Raw genomic sequence first — 22713 nt, forward strand, 5'->3', positions numbered from 1 at the left:
ATCCAGGAGATGAGACTCCTCCATCAGAACCGGAGGACCCGAGTGATCCAGGAGATGAGACTCCTCCATCAGAACCGGAGGACCCGAGTGATCCAGGAGATGAGACTCCTCCATCAGAACCGGAGGACCCGAGTGATCCAGGAGATGAGACTCCTCCATCAGAACCGGAGGATCCGAATGATCCAGGAGATGGTGAATCCCCATCAGGTCCGGAGGAACCTGAAAAACCGCAAGATGATAAAGTGCCTGGAGAGGATGAAAATCCAGGAGCGGGTAAAGACAAAGGTAAAGATGACCGAGGTAAAGGGAAGCTTAAAAACGGAAACGATAATCAATTAACAAAAGGTAAAACTGAAGGTAGAAAATTACCCAAAACAGCGACAGCTACTTATAGCTGGATACTTGCTGGTCTCGTTTTACTGCTGGCAGGATTAATTGTATTTGTCGTGCAAAGAAAACGGAGATCGAGATAGGAAAAAAATTTGCTATACCAATTAGGGTATAGCAATTTTTTAATCCCTTTAATAGAAGACGGAAGCAAGTTTCTTACTTATTCATGAATTTATAATAGAATAATATAAAAAGTTTGGTGAAATCGTTTGCGCAAACTTTGAGTTTAGTATATTATAAATAATAGAGGTTGTGCAAACGATTTCGCAAGTTTTGTAAAACCTACGATATGGAAAGGAGATATCATACTTAAAACAAAAATCATTCTTTTTTTGGCATTAAAGAAAGCGTTTTAGTAGTTGCTAGGGGGCAAATGGTTTAGGTTATCAACATTAAAAATGAGAAAGAGGAGATGTAAGAATGAATACAATGAATTGGAAAAAATTCACTTTAAGCATGTTTATGGTTGCAGTTCTATTTCTGGCAGCTTGTAGTGGTGGAGAAGAAGATACATCTGATTCATCCGATTCAACAGATGGAGGGGATAGTACAGGATCCGCTACATTAGAAGTTGGCGTAGAAGAAGGCTATGTCAGTTTTATAGAAGAAATAGCTCCTGCGTTTGAAGAAGAACATGGTGTCACGATTAGTATTTCCGAAAAAGACATGTTCGACACATTGGAGGCGCTGCCATTAGATGGTCCGGCTGGACTTGCACCGGACGTTATGATTGCTCCTTATGACCGTGTTGGAAACTTAGGCCAACAAGGGCATTTAGCGGAATATACGTTTCCTGAGGATGAAAGATATGATGAAACAGACCAAATGCAAGTGACATTTGAAGAAAAGATTTACGGCGCACCATTCGTTATTGAAGCATTAGTCTTTTATTATAATAAAGATTTACTAGATGCGGCACCGGAAACTTTTGAGGAGTTGGAAGCTCTAACAGATGATGAGCGTTTTGCATTTGCTTCTCAGAGCGGTAAGAGTACGGCATTCTTGGCAAATTGGTTGGATTTCTATAGCACGTATGGATTACTTGCGGGACATGGTGGCTATGTGTTTGGACAAGACGGTACAGATCCGACAGATATTGGCTTAAATGACTCTGGAGCAATCGAAGGGATTGCGTATGCGACAGAATGGTTCCAGGATGTATGGCCACAAGGGATGATGGATGCCACATCAGCAGGAGATTTCATTGATGCACAGTTCACGGATGGAAACGCTGCAGCTATTATCGGTGGACCTTGGCAAGCTGCCAACTATAATGAAGCAGGCGTTAATTACGGCGTATCAGCTATTCCTACTCTACCAAATGGTGAAGCTTACCAGCCATTTGCCGGTGGGAAAGCCTGGATCATTAGTAAATATGCAGAAGATCAAGAACTGGCAGAAGAATGGTTGACTTATGTGACAAATGAAGCTAATCAACAAACATTATATGATATGCGAGCAGAAATCCCAGCTAACAATTTCACGAAAGAAGAAGTCAGTCAAGGGGATAACGAATTAACGTCTGCGGTAATTGAACAATATAACACTTCTATTCCAATGCCGAATATTCCTGAAATGGCGGAAGTCTGGACAGGTGCTGAAACATTAATGTTCGATGCAGCATCTGGAAATAAAACACCGGAAGAATCTGCAGATGATGCAGTAAAAGTCATTCAAGAAAATATCGAACAAAAATATCAATAAGGAAAATAATGTAGCGGCAGGGGCCTGATTGGGCTCTGCCGGGCATTTGGAAAAGGGAGTGACATGGTTGTGGAACATACAGAGGACGGGAAGAAGAGAATAAGAACAGCGACATGGCTCTCGGTCATTCCAGGAATAGGTCAGTTTTATAATAAACAAACATTTAAAGGTGTTGTCTTTCTAGCTATATTTGCTTTGTTTATTTATGAAATGATTGTGTTTGGCTTTGAGGCATTTACTGGTATGGTTACATTAGGGTTAACACCAGGCGAGGATCACTCTTTATTCTTGCTTATCGAAGGCTCCTTGCAATTTCTGTTGACGGTTATATTCCTCTTGTTTTATGCAATTAATATTTATGATGCGAAGAAAGTGGCAATACGAATCGTTCAGGAAAAGAAAATCAATAAAACGGCGAAAGATACTTTGAAGAATGTGTATCATAATGGGTTTCCTTACTTGTTTACGATACCAGCATACTTAGTCATGATTTTTGCAATTATCTTCCCTGTTTTAGTTACGATCTTTATCTCATTTACGAACTATGATTTCTATCATATACCACCAGCTAGTTTAATTGATTGGGTTGGGTTTGATAACTTTATCAATATGTTCTTCCTCAGCTCCTATCGTGATACATTTATCGCTGTACTCGGTTGGACAATCATTTGGACACTCAGTGCGACTACATTGCAAATAGCGATCGGTATATTCACGGCTGTTGTATTAAATCAAAAGTTCATTAAGTTTAAACGCTTATTTGGAATCATATTCTTACTTCCGTGGGCGGTACCTGCATTCATTACGATTATGAGCTTCTCCAACATGTTTAATGACAGCTTGGGAGCCATTAATACACAGGTTATTCCATTTATCAATTCACTGATTCCGTTCATCGATTTGGGATCATTGCCATGGAAGACGGACCCGTTCTTTACGAAGATTGCCATTATACTCGTTCAGGGTTGGTTAGGGTTCCCTTATATTTATGTGTTGGTATCCGGAATCTTGCAATCTATTCCAGAAGAGCAATATGAATCAGCAAAAATTGATGGAGCTGGTCCAATTGGCCGCTTTCGTCATATTACACTTCCAACGATATTAATGATTGCGGCACCAGTGTTTATTACACAGTATACTTTTAATCTTAACAACTTCAATATGATTTACCTCTTTAACGAAGGAGGACCAGGAAGTATCGGGGCTGGGGCGGGTTCGACGGATATCTTGATTTCATGGATATTTAAGCTTACAACTGGAACCTCACCACAATATTCAATCGCAGCAGCAGTAACATTATTTATTTCGATATTTGTCATTGCGATTGCGTTAGTTGTATTTAAAAAGACAAAAGCATTTGAAATGGAGGATTAACGATGAGTAATCTATTGCGATCCCAAAAATCTTCCCGATTCTTTACAAAATTTTTCACGTATGCATTTTTATTACTGTTATCTGTTATCATCTTGTACCCTTTGTTGATCACAGCAAGTTCAGCATTCAAAGCCGGAAATATCTCTGCCTTTGATTTGAATTTCGATGCAACATGGACATTGGATAACTTCAGCAGATTATTTACAGAAACACTATATGGCGAATGGTATATTAATACGTTAGTCATCGCCTTCGTCACGATGTTTGTCCAAGTGACACTCATTACTTTGGCTGGTTATACATTTAGCCGTTATCGATTTATCGGACGTAAAAAAAGCTTGATGTTTTTCTTACTCGTGCAAATGATACCAACCACTGCTACCTTAGTCGCCTTCTATGTGATGGCACTCTTGTTAGGTGCACTCGATCAAAGTTGGTTCTTAATATTCCTTTACATCGGTGGAGGTATTCCGATGAATACATGGCTGATGAAGGGCTATTTTGATACGATACCGTATGATTTAGATGAATCGGCGAAACTGGATGGTGCCGGTCATTTCCGGATATTCGCGCAAATCGTGCTGCCAATGGCAAAACCGATGATTGCCGTTCAAGCATTATGGGCATTTATGACACCATTTGGTGAATATATGTTAGCAAGGTTCCTACTCCGTTCACCGGAGAATTATACGGTGGCGATTGGATTACATACATTCATCAGTAATCCGCAAGAACAGAAAGTAGCGCTCTTTGCTGCAGGGGCAATCTTGATTGCAATACCGATCAGTATTTTATTCTTTATGTTGCAAAAGAATTTCGTTTCCGGTTTAACTGCAGGCGGAACAAAGGGATAATTGATTTAAATAATAGAAATGAAGTGAGTAGAGATGAAAACAGATATTTTCCCATTAAATTACTTTACAAGCATATTCAGGCCAACTAACATGTTTACGGGGAGACATCAATTAAACTGGTTTCAAATCATCATCGTGTTTCTCTTTTTAAATGGTTTGATTTTGATTCCGGTGTCGCTTAATTTTGCGAAAATGGATACGTTCCAAATTGATGATACGTATCCATTTGCGTTTGAATTAATTGATGATACAACCGTGAATTCATTGGAAAGTGCAACGTTCTCCGAGGGAGAAATGGAGCATGCTCCTACCTTCTATCATGAGAAAGCAACTGGCGTGATTGGTGGGAACTTATCTGAAGAGGAAGCGGAAGAAGCGCTGGAGAAGGAGAATGCAGTTCTCTTCCAAGTGGAAGGCATAACAATCAAAGAAGCGGGAGAGCCAATTGCAACGATTAAATATACTGCGGATTTCGATTTGTCCGGCGTAACCGATGAAAAAGAACTGAAAGCAGCCATTTCAAACCAATGGTTTACTCAGAATAAAGCAATTGTTGTTGGTGGCTTGCTGTTTGCAGTATTTAATATTACCTTTGCGAGTTTGCTCTTTTTTGTAATCGGTGCCTCATTCTTCATCTATTTAACGAAAAGAGGCCAAACCTCATCAATACGGACCTATAAAGAATCTGTCAACCTCATTGTAAATACACTAGGGTTGGCAACCTTAATCGCAATGATCGTGGGGTTGTTAGGATTTGATATTATTGTCATTATCATGACACAGTCAACAGCTCTAATCTTCGTTCTGCTCGCCGTATTTTATCAGACTCATTTCAGTGAGGAGTACGTTGCAAGGAAACAACAACAGAAAACACAGAATCAGTAAGGGAAGTTAGTCGAGTATAGATGTGGAGTGAAATGGAAAATGGTCACAATAAAAGACATAGCAAAGGCAACAGGTGTATCACCTTCAACGGTCTCTAGAGTAATTGCCGATAATCCAAGGATAAGCCCAGATACCAAGAAGAAAGTACGGAAAGCAATGAAAAAATTGGGTTATCATCCGAATATCCATGCGCGCAACTTAGTTGTCAAATCGACAAAAGCAATCGGTGTTATCTTGCCATCATCTGCTGATAAAGCATTGCAAAATCCATTCTTCCCGGAAATATTGCGGGGAATTGGTTCAGTCACACATAAAAAGCAATATACGATGATGCTATCCAGCGGACAAACAGAGGAAGAAATACTTGCAGAAGTCAAACGCATGGTCTATGGAAGTTATGTCGACGGAATGATCTTACTTTATTCCCGGATGAATGATCCTGTGACACAGTTCCTTAGAGAAAGGGAATTTCCGTTTGTCGTTGTTGGAAAACCTTATGAGGGTATCAGTGAAACGACGCATGTCGATAATGATAATTTTTCAGCAGGTAAGGAAATTACAGAGCATCTTATTGAACAAGGTCACCAAAGAATTGCATTTATTGGTGGAGCACGTGATTTATTCGTAACAGTAGATCGTGAGGAAGGTTATAAGGCAGCACTGGCCGAGGCAGGATTAGAAAACAAAGAGGAATATCATATTCATACCGAATTTCTGAAATCAGGTGGAAGGGAAGCGGTAGAGAGTTTATTAACGTTGCCACATCCCCCAACAGCGATGGTCATCAGTGATGATTTAATCAGCTTAGGTGTTTTAAGCATGTTGGAAGATTCGGGACTTCAAGTTCCAAGGGATATTTCGTTAGCGAGTTTTAATAATGTATATTTATCAGAAATCACTCGTCCTGCCTTAACGACAATTGATATACAAATCTATGAATTAGGCGCACAATCAGCTAAAGCGTTAATAGAAAAGACGGTAAACAAAGCTGAACCAGCAAAGCGAATTATCATTCCGCATAAGGTCATTTATCGTGAATCAGTAAGTGAATATAAGGGTGAGTGAGTACGGAACATGTCGTGCTCCGTGCGTATGGAAGTACAGAAACCCTAGAGAATCTAGCAAAAAGATAAACAAAGGAGGAATCGTAGGATGTCAACAATCCGTGTTGCCGTCATCGGCTGTGGAAGTATTGCACAACACCGCCACTTAATCGAATATAGTAATAACCCCCATGTGGAGATTGTCGCTGTTTGTGACATTAATGAAGCAAGAGTAAAAGAAACTGCTGAAAAATATCATGCGAAAGCCTATACAAGTTATGAAGCATTGCTTGGATCAGAAGCTATCGATGCAGTGAGTGTCTGCCTTCCTAACTATTTACATGCGCCAGTAACTATAGCTGCTTTAAACACAGGTGTTCACGTGCTATGTGAAAAACCGATGGCAACCTCTTATGAAGAAGCGGAACAGATGATTGAAGCGGCCAAGAAAAATAATAAAAAACTGATGATCGGTCATAATCAGCGCTTCGTTTCTTCTCATCAAAAGGCAAGAAAGTTAATTGAACAAGGTGAAGTTGGAGAGATTTATAGTTTCCGAACGAGTTTTGGCCATGGTGGACCGGAAGGCTGGAGTGCAGAAGGAGCGGACAGTTGGTTCTTCAAAAAAGATCAGGCTTTTATCGGAGCGATGGGTGATCTAGGCGTACATAAAGCAGATTTACTCCGTTATTTATTAGGTGAGGAATTTGCAGAGGTTGGAGCTTTTGTTGAAACGAATGCCAAAGTAAATACCGATGTCGATGATAACGCAACGTTGATTTTAAAAACAAAAGGCGGGATTGTTGGGACCCTCGCAGCAAGCTGGGCATATACAGCAAAAGAAGATAATTCAACGATTCTTTATGGGGAGAAGGCAACGTTACGGCTTGAAGATGACCCGGAATACTCTCTCATTGTGCAATACAATAATGGAGAGGTAGTGAAGTATGAGTTGGATGGTATTCAATCGAATGAAGATGGCGGGCAAACAACGTCACATACAATCGATCATTTCGTCGAATCTATCCTTCAAGATACCAATCCATTAATTGATGGGGAGGAAGGCAAGAAATCATTGGAAGTGATTCTAGGTGCTTTAGAATCGGTGGAAACGAAACGGATTATTAGTTTGGAGAAGTGAAATGATGCAGAAATTGAAAATGGGAATCATTGGAGCTGGTGGGATAGCGCAAGATCGTCACATCCCAGCCTATCAAGCATTATCAGACAAAGTAGAAATTACCGCTATACAAGACCTTAAAATTACAAAAGCAAAAGAAGTAGCGGAAAAGTTTACTATCCCTAACGTGTTTACTGATTATGAAGAACTATTCGAAGTCGTTGATGCAGTTACAATTTGCACACCGAATAAATTTCATGCAGAAATTTCTATCGCAGCATTAGAAGCAGGAGTGCATGTCTTATGTGAAAAACCGATGGCCATTACCACGGGAGAGTGCGATTTAATGATTGAAGCAGCTAAGAAAGCGGATAAATGTTTGAGCATTGCATATCATTATCGTTTCCTGGAATCTGTTCAGCTGGCAAAACAAACGATGAAAGAAATCGGTGATCCGCTTGTAACGAGGGTCCAGGCGTTAAGACGCCGGAAAGTTCCAGGCTGGGGTGTGTTTACGAATAAGGAATTACAGGGCGGTGGAAGTCTGATTGATTGGGGCTGTCATTTTTTGGATACAGCACTCTGGCTTTTAGATGAGCCAACCGCCGTAGAAGTCGCAGGGACGACCTATAACATATTAAGCAAAACACCAAATCAGCTTAATGAGTGGGGTACCTTTGATCATGAATCGTTTGAGGTGGATGACCATGTATCCTCCTATATTCGATTTGAAAATGGAGCCTCTATGCTATTTGAATGTTCCTGGGCAGCAAATATAAAGGAAGATACGACAAATGTAAGCATATCCGGTTCAACTGGTGGGCTAAGTGTATTTCCATTTGAATTCTATCAACCGAAACATGGAGCATTCCTGACGACGCAAGCAAAAGTGGAGGAAGACCAAGAAAAAGCAGGATTGCTTCAAGCTAAAAATTTTATTGAAAGTTGTCTCGGGGAAGCGGAATTAGTGAATAAACCCGAACAGGCTAGAACTGTTACCAAAATAATCGAAGCCATATATAAAAGCAGTGAAATTCAATCAAGTATAAAATTAATTTAACTGGAGGCAATATCCATGAAATTAGGCGTATTCACCGTATTATTTTCTGAAAAACCTTTTGAACAAATGTTGGATCATGTAAAAGATGCTGGCCTGGATGCAGTTGAAATCGGTACAGGCGGAAATCCGGGAACTGCTCATTGTAATGTGGATGAATTACTCGCGAGTGGGGATAAACGGAAGGAATTTATTGATAAAGTCCATTCAAGAGGCTTAACAATCAGTGCGTTCAGCTGTCATGATAATCCAGTTTCCCCAAATAAAGAACATGCAGAAAAATCCCATGATGCATTCGTGAAAACGGTGAAACTTGCTCAAATGCTAGATGTACCAGTCGTTAACACGTTTTCTGGTACTCCCGGCTCACATGAAGATTCGAAGTACCCTAACTGGCCTGTAACACCATGGCCAACTGAATACACGGATATTCTAAATTGGCAATGGGAGAAAAAATTGATTCCTTATTGGAAAGAGCAAGCTCAATTCGCGAAAGATCATGGGGTGAAAGTCGGATTGGAACTTCATGCAGGTTTTCTCGTGCATACTCCTTATACATTACTGAAGCTTAGAGATGCAACGAACGACGCAATTGGAGCCAATCTGGATCCAAGTCATTTATGGTGGCAAGGTATTGATCCGGTTGCGGCGATTAAAATATTAGGTAAGGAAAATGCGATTCATCATTTCCATGCGAAAGACACCTATATCGATCAAGATAATGTCAATATGTATGGTCTGACAGACATGCAGCCTTATGCAGCTGTCCAAACGCGGGCATGGAGTTTCCGTTCAGTCGGATACGGCCATAGCATGCAGGAATGGTCTAATATTGTTAGCGCGTTAAGGACGTACGGCTACGATTATGTTATTAGCATCGAACACGAAGACCCGATTATGTCCATTGATGAAGGCTTTCGCGCAGCAGTACGAAATTTGAAGGCGGTCAATATGGAAGAAGCTCCTGCTGATATGTGGTGGGCATAATATTCATGGCGTAACCAGTCGTTTAGAGAAAAATGAACATTGAAATCATGAACTAAAAAACTTTGAAAAATAAAATCTTAAAGGGAAAGTATTGTTGCTGGGACCTAACTATTCTAACAAGGATTAATTCCGAACAACTCTGCTAACTAGCTCCGTATATTCCCGGAGCGGCAGTTGACGCTTTCTATAAGTTGTTCGGATTTATCAACAATCGATAAAGTTAGTCTCAGGCGCTCAAGGAGGAACAGTATGACTAGCCAGTGGTGGAAAGAAGCGGTAGCCTATCAAATTTACCCGCGAAGTTTTATGGATTCAAATGGAGATGGCGTCGGGGATATACAAGGAATCATTTCAAAATTGGATTATTTACAGGATTTAGGGATTGATGTCATTTGGATCTCGCCGATCTATCCATCTCCGAATATTGATAATGGATACGATATTAGTGATTACCAAGGGATTTCAACTGAATTCGGAACGATGGAAGATTTTGATGAATTGCTGCGGGAGGTACATTCCCGGGGGATGAAATTGATTATGGATCTTGTCATCAATCATACATCGGATGAGCATGAATGGTTCATTGAATCCCGTTCATCCAAGGACAATGCCTACCGTGATTATTACATTTGGCATCCAGGAATAAACGGTGAAGCCCCAAATAATTGGGAATCTATCTTTGGGGGATCAGTCTGGGAATATGATGAGAAGACTGGAGAATATTACATGCATGTTTTCGCCAGTAAACAACCGGATTTGAACTGGGAAAACCCGGAAGTTCGCCATGATTTATATAAAATGGTGAATTGGTGGCTCGATAAGGGGATCGATGGTTTCCGAGTCGATGCAATTTCTCATATTAAAAAAGTTCCCGGTTTTCCGGATATGCCGAATCCTGACAACCAAAAATATGTTCCATCGTATGAGGGGCATATGAACCGACCTGGAATTGAAGTTTTCCTCGAGGAATTGAGAAAAGAAACGTTTGATAAATACGATATTATGACTGTCGGAGAAGCAAACGGGGTCAAAATTGAACAAGCAGATGCATGGGTTGGCGAGGAGGATGGCTTTTTCAATATGATCTTCCAATTTGAACACTTGGATCTATGGGGCAAGAGTGCAACAGGCGGGCTCGATATGCAAGGGCTTAAAAAAACGCTCAGCAAATGGCAAAAAGGTCTGGATGGTGTCGGCTGGAATGCCCTGTTCTTAGAAAACCATGATCAACCCCGCTCTGTTTCTACGTGGGGAAATGATACGGACTTGCGGGAAAAATCGGCAAAAAGCTTTGCAACCATGTATTTTTTAATGCAAGGGACACCGTTTATTTATCAAGGACAAGAAATTGGGATGACGAACGTCGCATTTGATTCCATTGATGATTATAATGATGTGGCAATAAAAAATCTTTATTATGAGGAACGGGAAGCAGGCAAGAGCCATGAAGAGGTAATGAAAATCATCTGGAAGAATGGCCGGGACAACTCCCGAACACCGATGCAATGGAATAGTGGGGAAAACGGCGGATTTACAATGGGAACACCATGGATGAAAGTAAACCCGAATGTGAAGGAAATAAATGTAGAAGAAGAGTTGAAAAATCCTGAATCGATTTATCATTACTATAAAAAGTTGATTGGGTTGCGTCGTGGAAATGAAACACTCATCTATGGAAGCTATGAACTTATTCTAGAAGGGCATGAGCAAGTATATGCCTACGTGCGAACGCTGGGGCATCAGAAGTATATTGTTTTGACAAACTTATCGGATGGTACCGCAGATGCCCAATTCCCTGAAGATTTAACAGGGAAGCAGGCGAAATTGCGATTAAGCAACTATGAGGTGGAACAGATTCATGAAACACTGGATACGATGACACTTCGTCCTTATGAAGCCCGAGTGTATCAGATAAAATGAGGTGTTGATTGATCATTAATTAATATAAACTGGAGCAGCCTGTTCCATTTCATATGAAAGGGAGTGCATCTGGATGAACGAGTTGATGATAGGTATAGATATTGGAGGTACAACTGTAAAAATCGGCCTAATCAATCATGATGGGGAAATTTTAGTTAAATGGGAAATTCCAACGAATAAAGATAATGCGGGTCAGGCAGTTATAAATGACATATGGACATCGATAACGGAAATGATAGCAAAACATAAAATAGAAAATGAAATAATAGGAATTGGTGTGGGCGCTCCTGGTTTTATAAACCCAGAAACCGGAATCGTGGAAGAGGCTGTAAATATTGGTTGGAAAAATTTCAATTTGACAGAAGAACTGCACCGATTATGCAATTTACCTGTATTTATAGAAAATGATGCTAATTTAGCGGCATTAGCTGAGAACTGGAAAGGGAGCGGCAACTCTGCTGAAAACCTTATTTTCATTACGCTTGGCACCGGGGTTGGTGGTGGAATTATCGCGAATGGAGAGATTTTGAACGGAACGAATGGCACTGCCGGTGAAATTGGCCACATTCTGGTTGCACCAAACGAATACCGCTGTAATTGCGGAAGAGTGGGATGTTTGGAAGCAATAGCTTCAGCAACGGGAATTGTGCATATGGCCATGGATCATATAAATAAAGCCCCTCATGGTGTATTGGCTGCCTGTTATAACCAACGTGGTATGCTGGAAGCGAAAGATGTTTTTGATTGTGCAATGGCTGGGGATGAAGCGAGTCAAAGGATTATTAATCGGATGACAGAAGCATTAGGTATGGCAATGGCAAATCTGGCAGTTACAATCAACCCCAGTCACATTATAATTGGCGGTGGCGTCTCTAAAGCAGGGGAGCCACTGCTTGCCAAAATAACAGCTGCCTTTAAAAAGTATGCCCTCCCTAGAGTAAGTGATTGTTGCGAAGTGAAGCTTGCACAATTGGACAATGATGCAGGGATGATTGGGGCTGCTTACCTTGTGAAAAGTTGGTTTGAAAAGCAGGGGATTTAAGAATGCTAAATTTATTAGAATGATAGAAGGAGAAAACCATGAGATTGGTTTTCTCCTTTGTTAGTTAGTTTGAATGAATTTCATAATTACCAAAGTCGGCTTTCCCATCACCATATGTAGTTGGGAACGAACCAACTCAACTACATATGGTGATGGTGATGCATTAAATACGTATTATGAAATTCATTAAGTTTAGCAAAGCATAAATAAGAGTCAGGGTGCAGAATTCTGAAAAATAATTATAAATAGTTTATAGAAAATAATCAATCTTATGGTAAAATGTATAGTAAACGCTAGCTGGAAAGGTGGGTGGATTTACAGGTAATACGACTAGATCACGTATTAGAATAAAACTTCCAAGGGGGAATGACGGATGCAGCACATGCTGTTCAGCGATCCAATCAAATTAAATGCAATTCGCTACGGGGAAAAAGAAGCAGTATCTTTTATGGAGAAGAGATTTACATATCACCAATTCAATAGTCGCATTAATCAGTTGGGACATGCCTTGCAACATATTGGAGTTAAAAAAGGTGATAAAGTAGCGTTTATGTTAATGAATTGCAACCAGTTATTTGAAATTGTCTTTGCATGCAGCAAAATTGGTGCAGTGTTTGTTCCGATTAATTCCAGATTTGTTGGTCCTGAAATCCAACATGTATTAGATGATTCAGATTCCTGTGTTCTTATTTTCGATAGTCGATTTTCAAATGAAATAATTGCTATTTCAAACAAGGTTCGAACGACAAGGCATTTTATAACTGTTGGAAATGCCACTGATATTGGAGATTTCGAATATGAAGCCTGGATTTCTAGTTTTTCGAATGATGAACCAATCCCATCTGAAACATTGAATGAACTTGATCGGATATCGATTATGTACACTGGTGGAACAACTGGTCGTCCTAAAGGGGCTTTAAGAACACATCGAAGTTTATATTTGGTTGCTTTACTTTTCAGCATTGAATTTGCTATAGGAAGAAATGGAAAAGGGTTGGCATCAGGCCCATTATACGGTGCAGCGGCTTTTTCAATTGCGCTGCCGAACTTTTTTGTCGGGAATCCAGTTCATATTCTAGAAAAGTTTCATCCAATTGAAGTTTTAGAAGCAATTGAAAGAGAAAAGCCGACTTCTACTTTTTTGGCCCCGCCAATGTTTGATGCTATTTTTTCGTTGCCGGAAGAGATTCAAAACAAGTATGATGTTTCTTCTTTACAGTCCATAATCTCGGTGGGAGCACCACTCCATACGAATACCAAAAATAAAATCTTGGAATACTTCAATACTGCGGACCTTAATGAATTCTACGGGGCAACGGAACTCGGTGGTGCTGCAAACTTATTCCCGGAAGATCAAAGGAATAAAAACAGATCTGTAGGAGTACCGATGCTTGGCATGGAAGTGAAGCTTATCGATAAAGCAGGGAATACCGTCCAATCTGGTGAAGCGGGAGCATTTTACGTAAAGGGAATCACATTGTTTGATGAATATTATAATAGACCAGATGCGACAGCTGAATCATTTAAAGGGGAATGGCTCGGTTTGGGTGATGTAGGTGTACAGGATGAAGAGGGGTTTTACTATATCGTCGATAGGGAGCAAGATATGATTCTTTCAGGTGCTATCAATGTTTACCCTGCCGAAATTGAAGAAGTTCTACATGAGCATTCTAAAGTTGCCGACGTGGCAGTCATTGGTATACCTCATGAAAAATGGGGAGAGATACCAATTGCTATTATTGTTTTAGGAGAAGGGGAATCTGCAAATCAAGAGGAAATAATAGATTTTTGTTCCGGGAAACTAGCTAAATATAAGATTCCCCAACGCGTCGATTTTGTTGATGAACTGCCGCGAAGTCTTCAAGGAAAGTTACTTAAATATCAGTTGCGTGCGAGATATTTAGATAATGTAACTAAAAGATAAGACTATTTTCATTTGCAAAGTAATGGTAAATAATCTTCAAAAGTAAGGAATTGGAGATATATTTCATGGAAAATATCGGAAACATGATTCAATATCAGATTTATTCCACGATGCATCGTCCTGATCCTGATAGGCTTCCAGTAATTATTGAGGATTGAGAAAAACTTGCTCGGGAAAAACTAGAAGATGGACCATATTATTATATCGCAGGCGGAGCTGGTGCAGAACATACAATGCGAGAAAATTTGAAAGCGTTTACTGACATTAAAGTTGTCCCACGAATGCTTCGGGATGTTGAACAGCGGGACTTGTCAATAAATTTATTTGGCCAGATTTATCCGTCTCCTATCTTGCATGCACCTATTGGTGTGCAATCCATTATTCATAAGGAAGGAGAAGTTGGTTCGGCACTTGCTGCTGCCGGTCAGCTGGGGGTTAAGGAAGTATTGCAGCATATGCTCGCCGATTTGGATATTACGATGGGGCTCTCCGGTCAAAGTCAGTAGGTTGGGTACATCGATTTTAAGAAAAAATTAAATAGATTAAAATATTCATAACAACATTTGCATACCGAACTTGATATCTTTTATTCTCAAATTGGTTGCATGCGTTAATAGTGGTGCATGAAAAATCCCATACCAGAAAAGATTGGTATTGGGATTTTTTTGTTTTTAAAGCTTTGGACAATGGATTTTTATCAAGTATCTAGTATATTAGGATGCAACTTTCTTTCGATCCACAATCAACCTCGCATCAATCAACCGCTCTCTTACCTTAATCCCAATCAAACTAGCCAAATATGCTTTAATAAATCCCACCACAAGAAACGGATAGACACCAGCTGCAAGTGCAGCACTCCAACTCAAATCCAATACAATTTTTAATTGTACCGTACCAAAAAGTAGTGTCACAACCATTCCAGCTATATTAGCAACAAGCGCCATTGTAATAGAGAATTTCGTTTTCTCAAGGATTAATCCGGTCACATAAGCAGCTGCGATAAAGCCAAAAATGTATCCTCCAGATGGTCCTGCTAAAACTTGCGGACCACCAGCAAAACCGGCAAAGACAGGGAGTCCAATTCCGCCGATAGCTGCATAGCAAACCATTGCTAGTGCGCCTTGTCGGCTGCCGAGAATGGTCGCTGCTATCCCAACTGCGAGCGTCTGACCACTGATGGGAATGAGGGGGAGGGGGATTTCAATTTGTGCCAGTATTGCTGTAACGCTTGCGAACATTGAGCAATTGAGTAAAATTCTAAGTTTTTTGCTTTTTGCATCCATCGAACAAAACCCCTTTTTGATTTGTGATAAGTTACCCGATAATTTTCTTATTATTTGGATTGTATAACGCAATAAATTAATTGTCAACTATTTATTTTCGCGGTTGACAATAAGGTTGTTAATTCTTAAAAAAAGGTTAGGGATTGTTCTTATTTAGTTAAAGGGTGTATGATGGAATCATTACAACTTCACTATTTTAAGGAGTATATCACATGCCTAAAAAGAAATCCAACTACAGGAAAGATGCCAACTCAATTATCGTCCGGGTGAAAGAACCCGATGAATTACTATCTTTTTTATTCAAGGCAATGCCTACTCGAAGCAGGAACTCTGTAAAATCGATTCTCGGCAGAGGCCAAGTAATGATCGATGACGCAATCGAGAAGCAGTTTAATTACAAATTAAAACCCGGTCAAACGGTCACCATTTTAAAAAACAAAGCTGCTATCAAACAAGATGCGTTAATTGGCGTGCAAATTCTTTATGAGGACGATGATATTCTTGTCATCAATAAAGAAGCGGGATTATTATCGATTGCAACAGAGAAAGAGAAAAGACATACCGCTCTGCATCAATTAATGAAATATGTGAAAAGGGAAAATCCCGATAACCGCATTTTTATCGTACATCGTTTAGACAAGGATACGTCAGGGATTATGCTGTTTGCCAAGTCAAATGACGTAAAAAGGAAACTGCAGGATAATTGGAAGACCATGGTGAAAGAACGGACATACGCGGCACTCGTGGAAGGAAAAGTTTCAAAAAAAGAAGGGTACATCACGTCTTGGCTTAGAGAAACGAAAACACATATTATGTATTCCAGCCAAACGCCTAATGACGGATTACTCGCGAAAACCCGCTATAAATTTATTCAGGGTAATGCGGACTTTTCTTTATTGGAAGTGAATCTAGAAACGGGCAGGAAAAATCAAATTCGGGTTCATATGCAAGATCTGGGCCACCCGGTTGTAGGAGATAAAAAGTATGGATCGAAGGAGAGAAATGCAATTGGAAGGCTCGGACTACATGCGAAGGTATTAGCTTTCCATCATCCGGCGACAAATAAATTGATGACGTTTGAAGCGGATGTACCAGCGTCTTTCATAAAAAAATCTAAATAAAAGGGGAGGGTGCAGTTTAGCTGTCACCCTCCATTTATTTATCACGGATTAACGGTCTGTAATCCCCCATTTCTAAACATAAGGGAAACCCAACTTGTGAAGGCTGGGGGATAGACATTCCGTAAATCCCTGATCCTTTTCAACTAACATGGAGTGGAGAAGATAAGGAAAAATCCACTGAATGACGTTTCACGTTATAAATGAAATTTCCGTGCAATTTTTTGTTTGATTCGCTCGGGCATGCCATATCTGACATAGAGCATAATTAATAAAACAGGCAGTAATTGTAGTGCGGTAACGATAATCCAATATAATGGATCTGTTTTGTTTTGGTAATTTTGAATGAAAAAGTTAACCCACATCGTGAGAATTACAATCGCGATGAATAAGAATCCAATCACATTAAAACCTCTAACGGATAATGCTCGTATCACACTCCAATAACTAATCCCGATAACCGTTGTTCCAGTGACAATCGGAAATGCTAACGGAATAAACCACTCTAAGCTGCCATCCAACATATCCAGTCCAAATAATAAGATAAGAGCGTCTAAGCCGATGCCGATGATTACTTTATAATAATTTCTCACATATCCGAACGTGAAATAGACCATGACCCAACCTGCCAGCACACTTAAGTTGCTGTATCTTGACCATGTAAATGTATTATTCAGTTCATAGTCGATGTAAAACAGAAGACTGACCGCAACGAAAACTAATAAAGTGATAAAGATAAAGATTCGGTTCAACACTCTTCTTGTATAAGTCGGATAGGGATTTATTGTTTTAGGAAACTTTTTAACTCTTAGGACATCCTCATTTTCTTCTTGTACTTTTGGGATGTGGAAGTTGCAGAGTGGACATGGCCGGTTATCCCTCTCCACTTTTATACCGCATTTTGGACAATAGGCCATTTTAATTCTCCTCATCGTTTGTTTCTATTACTACTTCAATTCCGAACCGCCTGAGGCTACGGAAGAATTCGCGCTCAACTACGCGATCTCTGGATAAATTACCAAATGAAATATACATATGCTGTTTGTAGCTAATTAGGATGACCTTCACTTTATTTCCAATACTAGGAGGCGGATAGCATTCGATCCTTTCGATGAATGCCTCCATTTCACTAGGAACTTGTACAACGCCTAAGTTAGATAAGCCGCTTGTATATTGACCCTCACCAAAAAAAGAATAAATGGACGGAGCAACAATGTCTTTAATTGGTGATGGCATTAATCGTAACGCCAAAGATTTCTCGCTGATAACACTGCGCTTGATGTATTGCTTTAATTTTTTCGGTGTCAATAGACGGCTGAATTCAATGTTTAACTCCTGAATGATTTCTTCAAATTCATATTCGCCGAGCCGCGCATCAATTGAAGGTGTAATGCTTACAAAAAAGTTCCGCATCGTGTCGCTTGGAAAGAAAGAGCGCATATTAACTGGAACATTGATGACAATTGGCCGTTTACGCCTTGACGTTTTTTCTTGAATTTTTAACAGACATTGGATATAAACAGCAGTAAGAAAGATAGTGATCGACACATTATATTCTTTCGCTTTTTTCTTTAGCGCTTCTACTGAGACAATTCCCGTAACAATATGATAATACCCCTTTTTATCTAATTCCAGCGGCAATTTGTATGAACTTCCTACACGCGTTCTTGGAGCAGGTATTTTTTTATCATAATATTTACGGAAAGCATTTTCTGTTTCCATTTGCAGCTGTTCATTACTTATATTCTCCACCTCAATCGGGATGGATTCCTTCAAATGCAAATATAGTTTGACGAGTTCATTTAAAAATTGTAGACCGCCCGTCCCGTCCGTCATACTATGCGACAATTCCAAAGCAATTCGATTGTTATAATAATATACCCGGTAAGGGAAAGAACCACGCTTTTTAATCGATAAGCTGATACATGGATAATACATTTCCTTTTCCACTTTCGGCATTTGTTCGGTACCTTCAAAATAATACCAAAAAAAGCCTTGCTTTAATTGAACTTTGAAAAAAGGAAAGCGTTCCAGGGTTAGTTCCAGGGCCTGCTGCAAATAGGCTGGATCAATTTGGGTTGTAAGTGTGGCAGAAAGTCGGAATAGGGTTGTCGCACGGGAGGATATGATAGAGGAATATAGTTTCCCGGCATTATCTAATTTGTACCATGATTTATCATTTCCCATAGCTTTCAGCTCCTTCCTGCCGTATCTTTATTACCTGGTCATTATACCATATGGGAGAGAGGGAAAGAAACTGGGGCATGGGGTCAGTACATCTGTCCCAGAATTTTGGGACAAATGCACTGACCCCATGTCCCGATTGGAAAAAAGATGTCAAGCACAAATCAATGTGCCTGACATCTTTTCATCATCTCGTATGTTCCGAAGATGTTTGCGTCATGTCCTCCTGCAAATTTTTAACGGCTTCTTTACTCCGGACAAACATAAAATAGGAAGCAACGGTAAATACGGCTATTAGGGAAGTGAGAATCGCTTGAATTCTTAAGGACTCAATAAAGAACATGGCCCCGTAAATCCCAACGATGAATAGAATAGTCGCATAGGTTAAGTACGGGAATAACCACATTTTTATTTTCAGGGATCCTGGATCTTCCTCCTCTAGCTTTCTTCTCATTCGTAAATGGGAGAAGGCAATGACAAGATAAACAAGTAAGGCAACTGCACCTGACGAATTTACGAGGAAAAGAAACAGTTTGTCCGGTGAAATATAGCTGAAAATAACGGCAACATAAGCGAATGATGTACTGAATAAAATTGCTCGAACTGGTACCCCTTTTTTACTCAACTTCTGGAAAGCTTTCGGTGCTTCCCCTTTCTGCGCCATTCCGAATAGCATCCGGGAATTTGCATAGAGGGCTGAGTTCAAGCAAGAAAGTACAGCTGTTAAAACGACGAAATTCATAATTTGCGCTGCGGCTGGTATGCCGACATAATCAAGCACCGCAACAAATGGACTTACCAAGATATTTGCCGAGTTCCATGGTAATAGTGTGACGACGATGGCAATGGAACCAATATAGAAGATAAGTATTCTCCAAATGACACTATTGGTTGCGATTCGCACGGACTTCGCTGGGTGCTCCGATTCGCCCGCCGCAATGGCGACAATTTCAGTTCCCATAAATGAGAAAATAACAACGGTTATCCCAATCAAGACAGAACTGAAACCAGTTGGCATGAACCCGCCATTACCAAATAGATTGGATGTACCAGGAGCGCCGATGCCCGGGTACCAGCCGAAGATAACACAGAGTCCTAATATCAGAAATGCAACAATACTAACAACCTTGATGAGGGAGAACCAATATTCAAACTCACCAAAGGATTTGACGGAAAATAAATTCGTCATCGTAAGAGATACAGTTAGGATAAGCGCCATGAGCCAGAGTGGAAAATCTGGTATCCAGTACTGGATAATGGCTGCACCAGCAATCGCTTCAATTGCAATGACAACCGTCCAGAAAAACCAGTATAACCAACCAATCGTAAATCCGGCCCATGGTCCGATCGCATCACTTGCATATGTGGAAAAGGACCCGCTTGTTGGCCTGGCTGCCGCCATTTCTCCAAGCATTCTCATCACGAGGACAACAACTAACCCGGCAAAAGCATACGAAAGAAGTGCACCTGGTCCAGAGGAATTAATGACTGCCCCACTACCAATAAATAAACCTGCCCCGATAACACCTGCAATTGAAATCATACTTATATGTCTCACTTTTAAATCAGATTTCAATTGACCTTGCTGATTACTCATCCCAATTCCTCCCACTGTAAAGTTATAATTCTACTACTTCAAACGAAAGATAGCGCTTACAAACACGCGTGTTGTTTAAAGTATTTTAAATAATCATATAAAAGTTCAAAGTTAAAATCTATAGATGAATTGTAAATTTATTTTAGATGATAGTTTACTAAATGTAAAATTATGTTATCGCATCTGTTTATTTAGATTGAAAAGTGGGGTCAGAGTATTTGTCCCAGTGTTTGGGGCGAATGCTCCGACCCCGCTGTCCCAACTTTAAAAAGGGTGTTGACAGTTCTTTTAGTATTAGTGTACTATTTGAGTGGTACACTAATGCAATGTACGGGAGGATGAAAAAATGGGTGCTTGGTTGGCGTTAACGAAGAAGGAGTTTCGGCTTGGTTTTCCAGTTTTTATTACTGCTTTGATTTTGTATGCTGGAATGATGGTTGGTGCGTATTTTTTAGGGAAACAAATTGATCATGAAGAAGCGTTAATTTTGATGGCATTTATGTTTGTAATGGGGGTTCATATTCTTTTCTTAGTTTTTTATCTTCACTACACATTAAGTTCAGAAAGAAAAAGATTACATCTCTGGTTGCATACACCGATGTCCATCGCTGGATTGCTCCTATCCAAATTGTTCACGGGTATCGTGTTTATGGCTGTTACATTCGTGGTTACTTTGTCAGCATCTTCCCTATTTTTCAATCAAAACATTGACTTTTTCAATGAGCAAACTATTTATAATATTATGGGACTTTCTACAGCGGTTGTCTTTAACGGGGCAATATGGTTAGCTGTCACATTTATTTTCTTCTGGTCGATATTTCTAACCTTTAGTCAGCAGATGAATGATTTTCTCAGTTTCATTTTGACATTCATGCTTTTTCTTATTACCGGATGGGTTTATGGCTTAATTACGAGTATGGGATTCGTTGAGACAATCACAACATGGGGGCCGATCAGAGTGGATGACATTATCGTCGGATTCGAGTTTGGTTACATGGATAATGCTTTCGAAGCAAACACACTGAGTGAAGCTTCCATTTTTTATATTGGACATTTTATAAGAGATCTTATTGTTTCCATTATTATGTTTTTCGCAGCTTGTTGGATGATTGATAGAAAAGTTGAGGTGTAGTGGAATGGCAGATTTATTCCATTCTTCAAAGCCGATTTATGAACAGATTGCAGAATTGATCAAGAAGCAAATCATCCGGGGAGAATTGCATGCGGGTGATAAGCTGCCGTCTGTTCGTGAGATGGCGATTGAGGTGAATGTAAATCCGAATACGGTACAACGAACATACAGGGAGTTGGAATCGATGGAAATTGTTGAGTCAAAGCGGGGGCAAGGAACCTTTGTTACGGGGAATACAGCAGTGCTTGCTGCAATCCGGGAAGAAATGAAAGCTGAAATCTTACAGAATTTCACGCGACAGATGGATGAAATGGGCTATTCAAAAGAGGAAATCACACGGGGACTGGCGGATTTTTTAGATGAGGAGGGGAGTAAGGAATGATTAAGTTAACGGATGTCACGAAGAAGTATGGGACGAAAATGGCACTGGAAGACGTGAATTTAACTTTATCCAAGGGAAAGTTAATTGGTCTTGTCGGGGAAAATGGGAGCGGTAAATCGACGACACTGAAGCTGATTGCCGGTTTGAATCATCCAACACGCGGAGATATTACGGTAAACGGTGAAAAAGTCACTCGGAAAATTGCTACCTCTGTATCCTACCTATCGGAGCTGGATGAATATTATCGTTTCTTCACCGTGAAGGATGCAATTGAGTTTCAAGCGAGTCAATTTGCGGACTTCGATATCGAGAAGGCGTATGAAATTATGAAGTTTATGAAGCTTGAGCCACAGCAGAAGTTGAAACATTTGTCAAAAGGGAATCGGGGCCGGGTGAAAATCGTGCTTACCTTAGGTCGGAATGCGTCAGTTGTCTTGATGGATGAACCTTTTTCGGGTCTTGACCCGATGGTGCGAAACTCAATTGTCAAAGGACTTATTTCCTTTGTAGATTTAGATAAACAACTCGTCTTAATTACGACACACGAGATTAGAGAAGTGGAAAATATTCTAGATGAAATTGTGGCAATCAGGGACGGAAATATCATCGCACATCATAATGTTGACAATATTAGAAAAGAAAACAAACAAAGCATCGTTGATTGGATGACGGAAATCTATGCATGATGGAAGAGAGCAATGGGGTCAGTGCAAGTGT

20 protein-coding genes and 1 pseudogene are annotated in these 22713 nt (G+C 40.1%); 17 read left to right on the plus strand and 4 right to left on the minus strand.

The window, feature by feature from the left end:
• From L3V42_RS18405 to L3V42_RS10205, 13 genes and pseudogenes are all read left to right on the plus strand, one after another.
• Positions 1-473: LPxTATN C-terminal sorting signal domain (locus L3V42_RS18405; protein ID WP_305082620.1), on the plus strand; the 473-nt coding region annotated here is incomplete at its 5' end.
• A 346-nt stretch (positions 474-819) separates the two neighbouring features.
• Complete coding sequence (locus tag L3V42_RS10150; protein WP_235764114.1) at positions 820-2094, plus strand: extracellular solute-binding protein; 1275 nt, start codon at positions 820-822, stop codon at positions 2092-2094.
• A gap of 63 nt (positions 2095-2157) precedes the next feature.
• Positions 2158-3468 carry a carbohydrate ABC transporter permease gene (locus tag L3V42_RS10155; RefSeq protein ID WP_235764105.1) on the plus strand — a complete coding sequence of 437 codons (1311 nt, stop codon included), beginning with the start codon at positions 2158-2160 and terminating at the stop codon, positions 3466-3468.
• Between the two features lie 2 nt (positions 3469-3470).
• Positions 3471-4322 carry a sugar ABC transporter permease gene (locus L3V42_RS10160; RefSeq protein ID WP_235764106.1) on the plus strand — a complete coding sequence of 284 codons (852 nt, stop codon included), beginning with the start codon at positions 3471-3473 and terminating at the stop codon, positions 4320-4322.
• A 33-nt stretch (positions 4323-4355) separates the two neighbouring features.
• A complete protein-coding gene (locus tag L3V42_RS10165; protein ID WP_235764107.1) occupies positions 4356-5207 on the plus strand; it encodes a DUF1189 domain-containing protein in 852 nt (283 codons plus the stop codon).
• A gap of 39 nt (positions 5208-5246) precedes the next feature.
• Positions 5247-6272, plus strand: coding sequence for a LacI family DNA-binding transcriptional regulator (locus tag L3V42_RS10170; RefSeq protein WP_235764108.1), 1026 nt, complete (start codon positions 5247-5249; stop codon positions 6270-6272).
• An 87-nt stretch (positions 6273-6359) separates the two neighbouring features.
• The gene (locus L3V42_RS10175; RefSeq protein ID WP_238471923.1) at positions 6360-7391 is read left to right on the plus strand and encodes a Gfo/Idh/MocA family protein; all 1032 of its coding nucleotides are present in this window, start codon (positions 6360-6362) and stop codon (positions 7389-7391) included.
• A gap of 4 nt (positions 7392-7395) precedes the next feature.
• A complete protein-coding gene (locus L3V42_RS10180; protein WP_235764115.1) occupies positions 7396-8430 on the plus strand; it encodes a Gfo/Idh/MocA family protein in 1035 nt (344 codons plus the stop codon).
• 15 nt (positions 8431-8445) lie between these two features.
• Positions 8446-9414: a sugar phosphate isomerase/epimerase family protein gene (locus L3V42_RS10185; RefSeq protein ID WP_235764110.1), complete on the plus strand. Its 969-nt coding sequence runs from the start codon at positions 8446-8448 to the stop codon at positions 9412-9414.
• 249 nt (positions 9415-9663) lie between these two features.
• Complete coding sequence (locus tag L3V42_RS10190; protein ID WP_238471924.1) at positions 9664-11334, plus strand: glycoside hydrolase family 13 protein; 1671 nt, start codon at positions 9664-9666, stop codon at positions 11332-11334.
• Positions 11335-11407: 73 nt separating this feature from the next.
• Complete coding sequence (locus L3V42_RS10195) at positions 11408-12376, plus strand: ROK family glucokinase (protein WP_238471925.1); 969 nt, start codon at positions 11408-11410, stop codon at positions 12374-12376.
• A gap of 373 nt (positions 12377-12749) precedes the next feature.
• A complete protein-coding gene (locus L3V42_RS10200) occupies positions 12750-14300 on the plus strand; it encodes a class I adenylate-forming enzyme family protein (protein ID WP_235762493.1) in 1551 nt (516 codons plus the stop codon).
• Between the two features lie 179 nt (positions 14301-14479).
• Positions 14480-14806: pseudogene (locus L3V42_RS10205) on the plus strand (alpha-hydroxy-acid oxidizing protein); the annotation flags it as partial.
• 207 nt (positions 14807-15013) lie between these two features.
• Here the strand turns inward: L3V42_RS10205 and L3V42_RS10210 are convergent.
• Positions 15014-15583, minus strand: a complete 570-nt coding sequence (locus tag L3V42_RS10210; RefSeq protein ID WP_238471926.1) for a biotin transporter BioY — start codon at positions 15581-15583, stop codon at positions 15014-15016.
• A 212-nt stretch (positions 15584-15795) separates the two neighbouring features.
• On the opposite strand from L3V42_RS10210, the gene L3V42_RS10215 reads away from it, so the two are divergent.
• Complete coding sequence (locus L3V42_RS10215) at positions 15796-16704, plus strand: RluA family pseudouridine synthase (protein WP_238471927.1); 909 nt, start codon at positions 15796-15798, stop codon at positions 16702-16704.
• Between the two features lie 194 nt (positions 16705-16898).
• On the opposite strand, the gene L3V42_RS10220 is transcribed toward L3V42_RS10215, so the two are convergent.
• From L3V42_RS10220 to L3V42_RS10230, 3 genes are all read right to left on the minus strand, one after another.
• Entirely contained in the window at positions 16899-17618 is a 720-nt protein-coding gene (locus L3V42_RS10220) for a DUF6320 domain-containing protein (RefSeq protein WP_235762497.1), read from the minus strand.
• A 1-nt stretch (position 17619) separates the two neighbouring features.
• Positions 17620-18888: an alcohol acetyltransferase gene (locus L3V42_RS10225; protein WP_235762499.1), complete on the minus strand. Its 1269-nt coding sequence runs from the start codon at positions 18886-18888 to the stop codon at positions 17620-17622.
• Between the two features lie 184 nt (positions 18889-19072).
• Entirely contained in the window at positions 19073-20482 is a 1410-nt protein-coding gene (locus tag L3V42_RS10230; RefSeq protein ID WP_235762500.1) for an amino acid permease, read from the minus strand.
• 346 nt (positions 20483-20828) lie between these two features.
• Between L3V42_RS10230 and L3V42_RS10235 the strand changes: the two genes are divergently transcribed.
• Genes L3V42_RS10235 through L3V42_RS10245 form a run of 3 tightly spaced genes read left to right on the plus strand, consistent with a single transcriptional unit; the run spans position 20829 to position 22682 of the window.
• The gene (locus L3V42_RS10235; protein ID WP_235762501.1) at positions 20829-21614 is read left to right on the plus strand and encodes a hypothetical protein; all 786 of its coding nucleotides are present in this window, start codon (positions 20829-20831) and stop codon (positions 21612-21614) included.
• 4 nt (positions 21615-21618) lie between these two features.
• Positions 21619-21996: a GntR family transcriptional regulator gene (locus tag L3V42_RS10240; protein ID WP_238471928.1), complete on the plus strand. Its 378-nt coding sequence runs from the start codon at positions 21619-21621 to the stop codon at positions 21994-21996.
• On the plus strand, positions 21993-22682 hold the full coding sequence (locus tag L3V42_RS10245) for an ABC transporter ATP-binding protein (protein ID WP_238471929.1): 690 nt from the start codon (positions 21993-21995) through the stop codon (positions 22680-22682). The genes L3V42_RS10240 and L3V42_RS10245 overlap by 4 nt, the downstream gene beginning before the upstream one ends.
• Positions 22683-22713 lie beyond the last annotated feature (31 nt).

The organism is Oceanobacillus alkalisoli (assembly GCF_022213125.1).
GTDB classification, from domain to species: Bacteria; Bacillota; Bacilli; order Bacillales; family Amphibacillaceae; genus Oceanobacillus; species Oceanobacillus alkalisoli.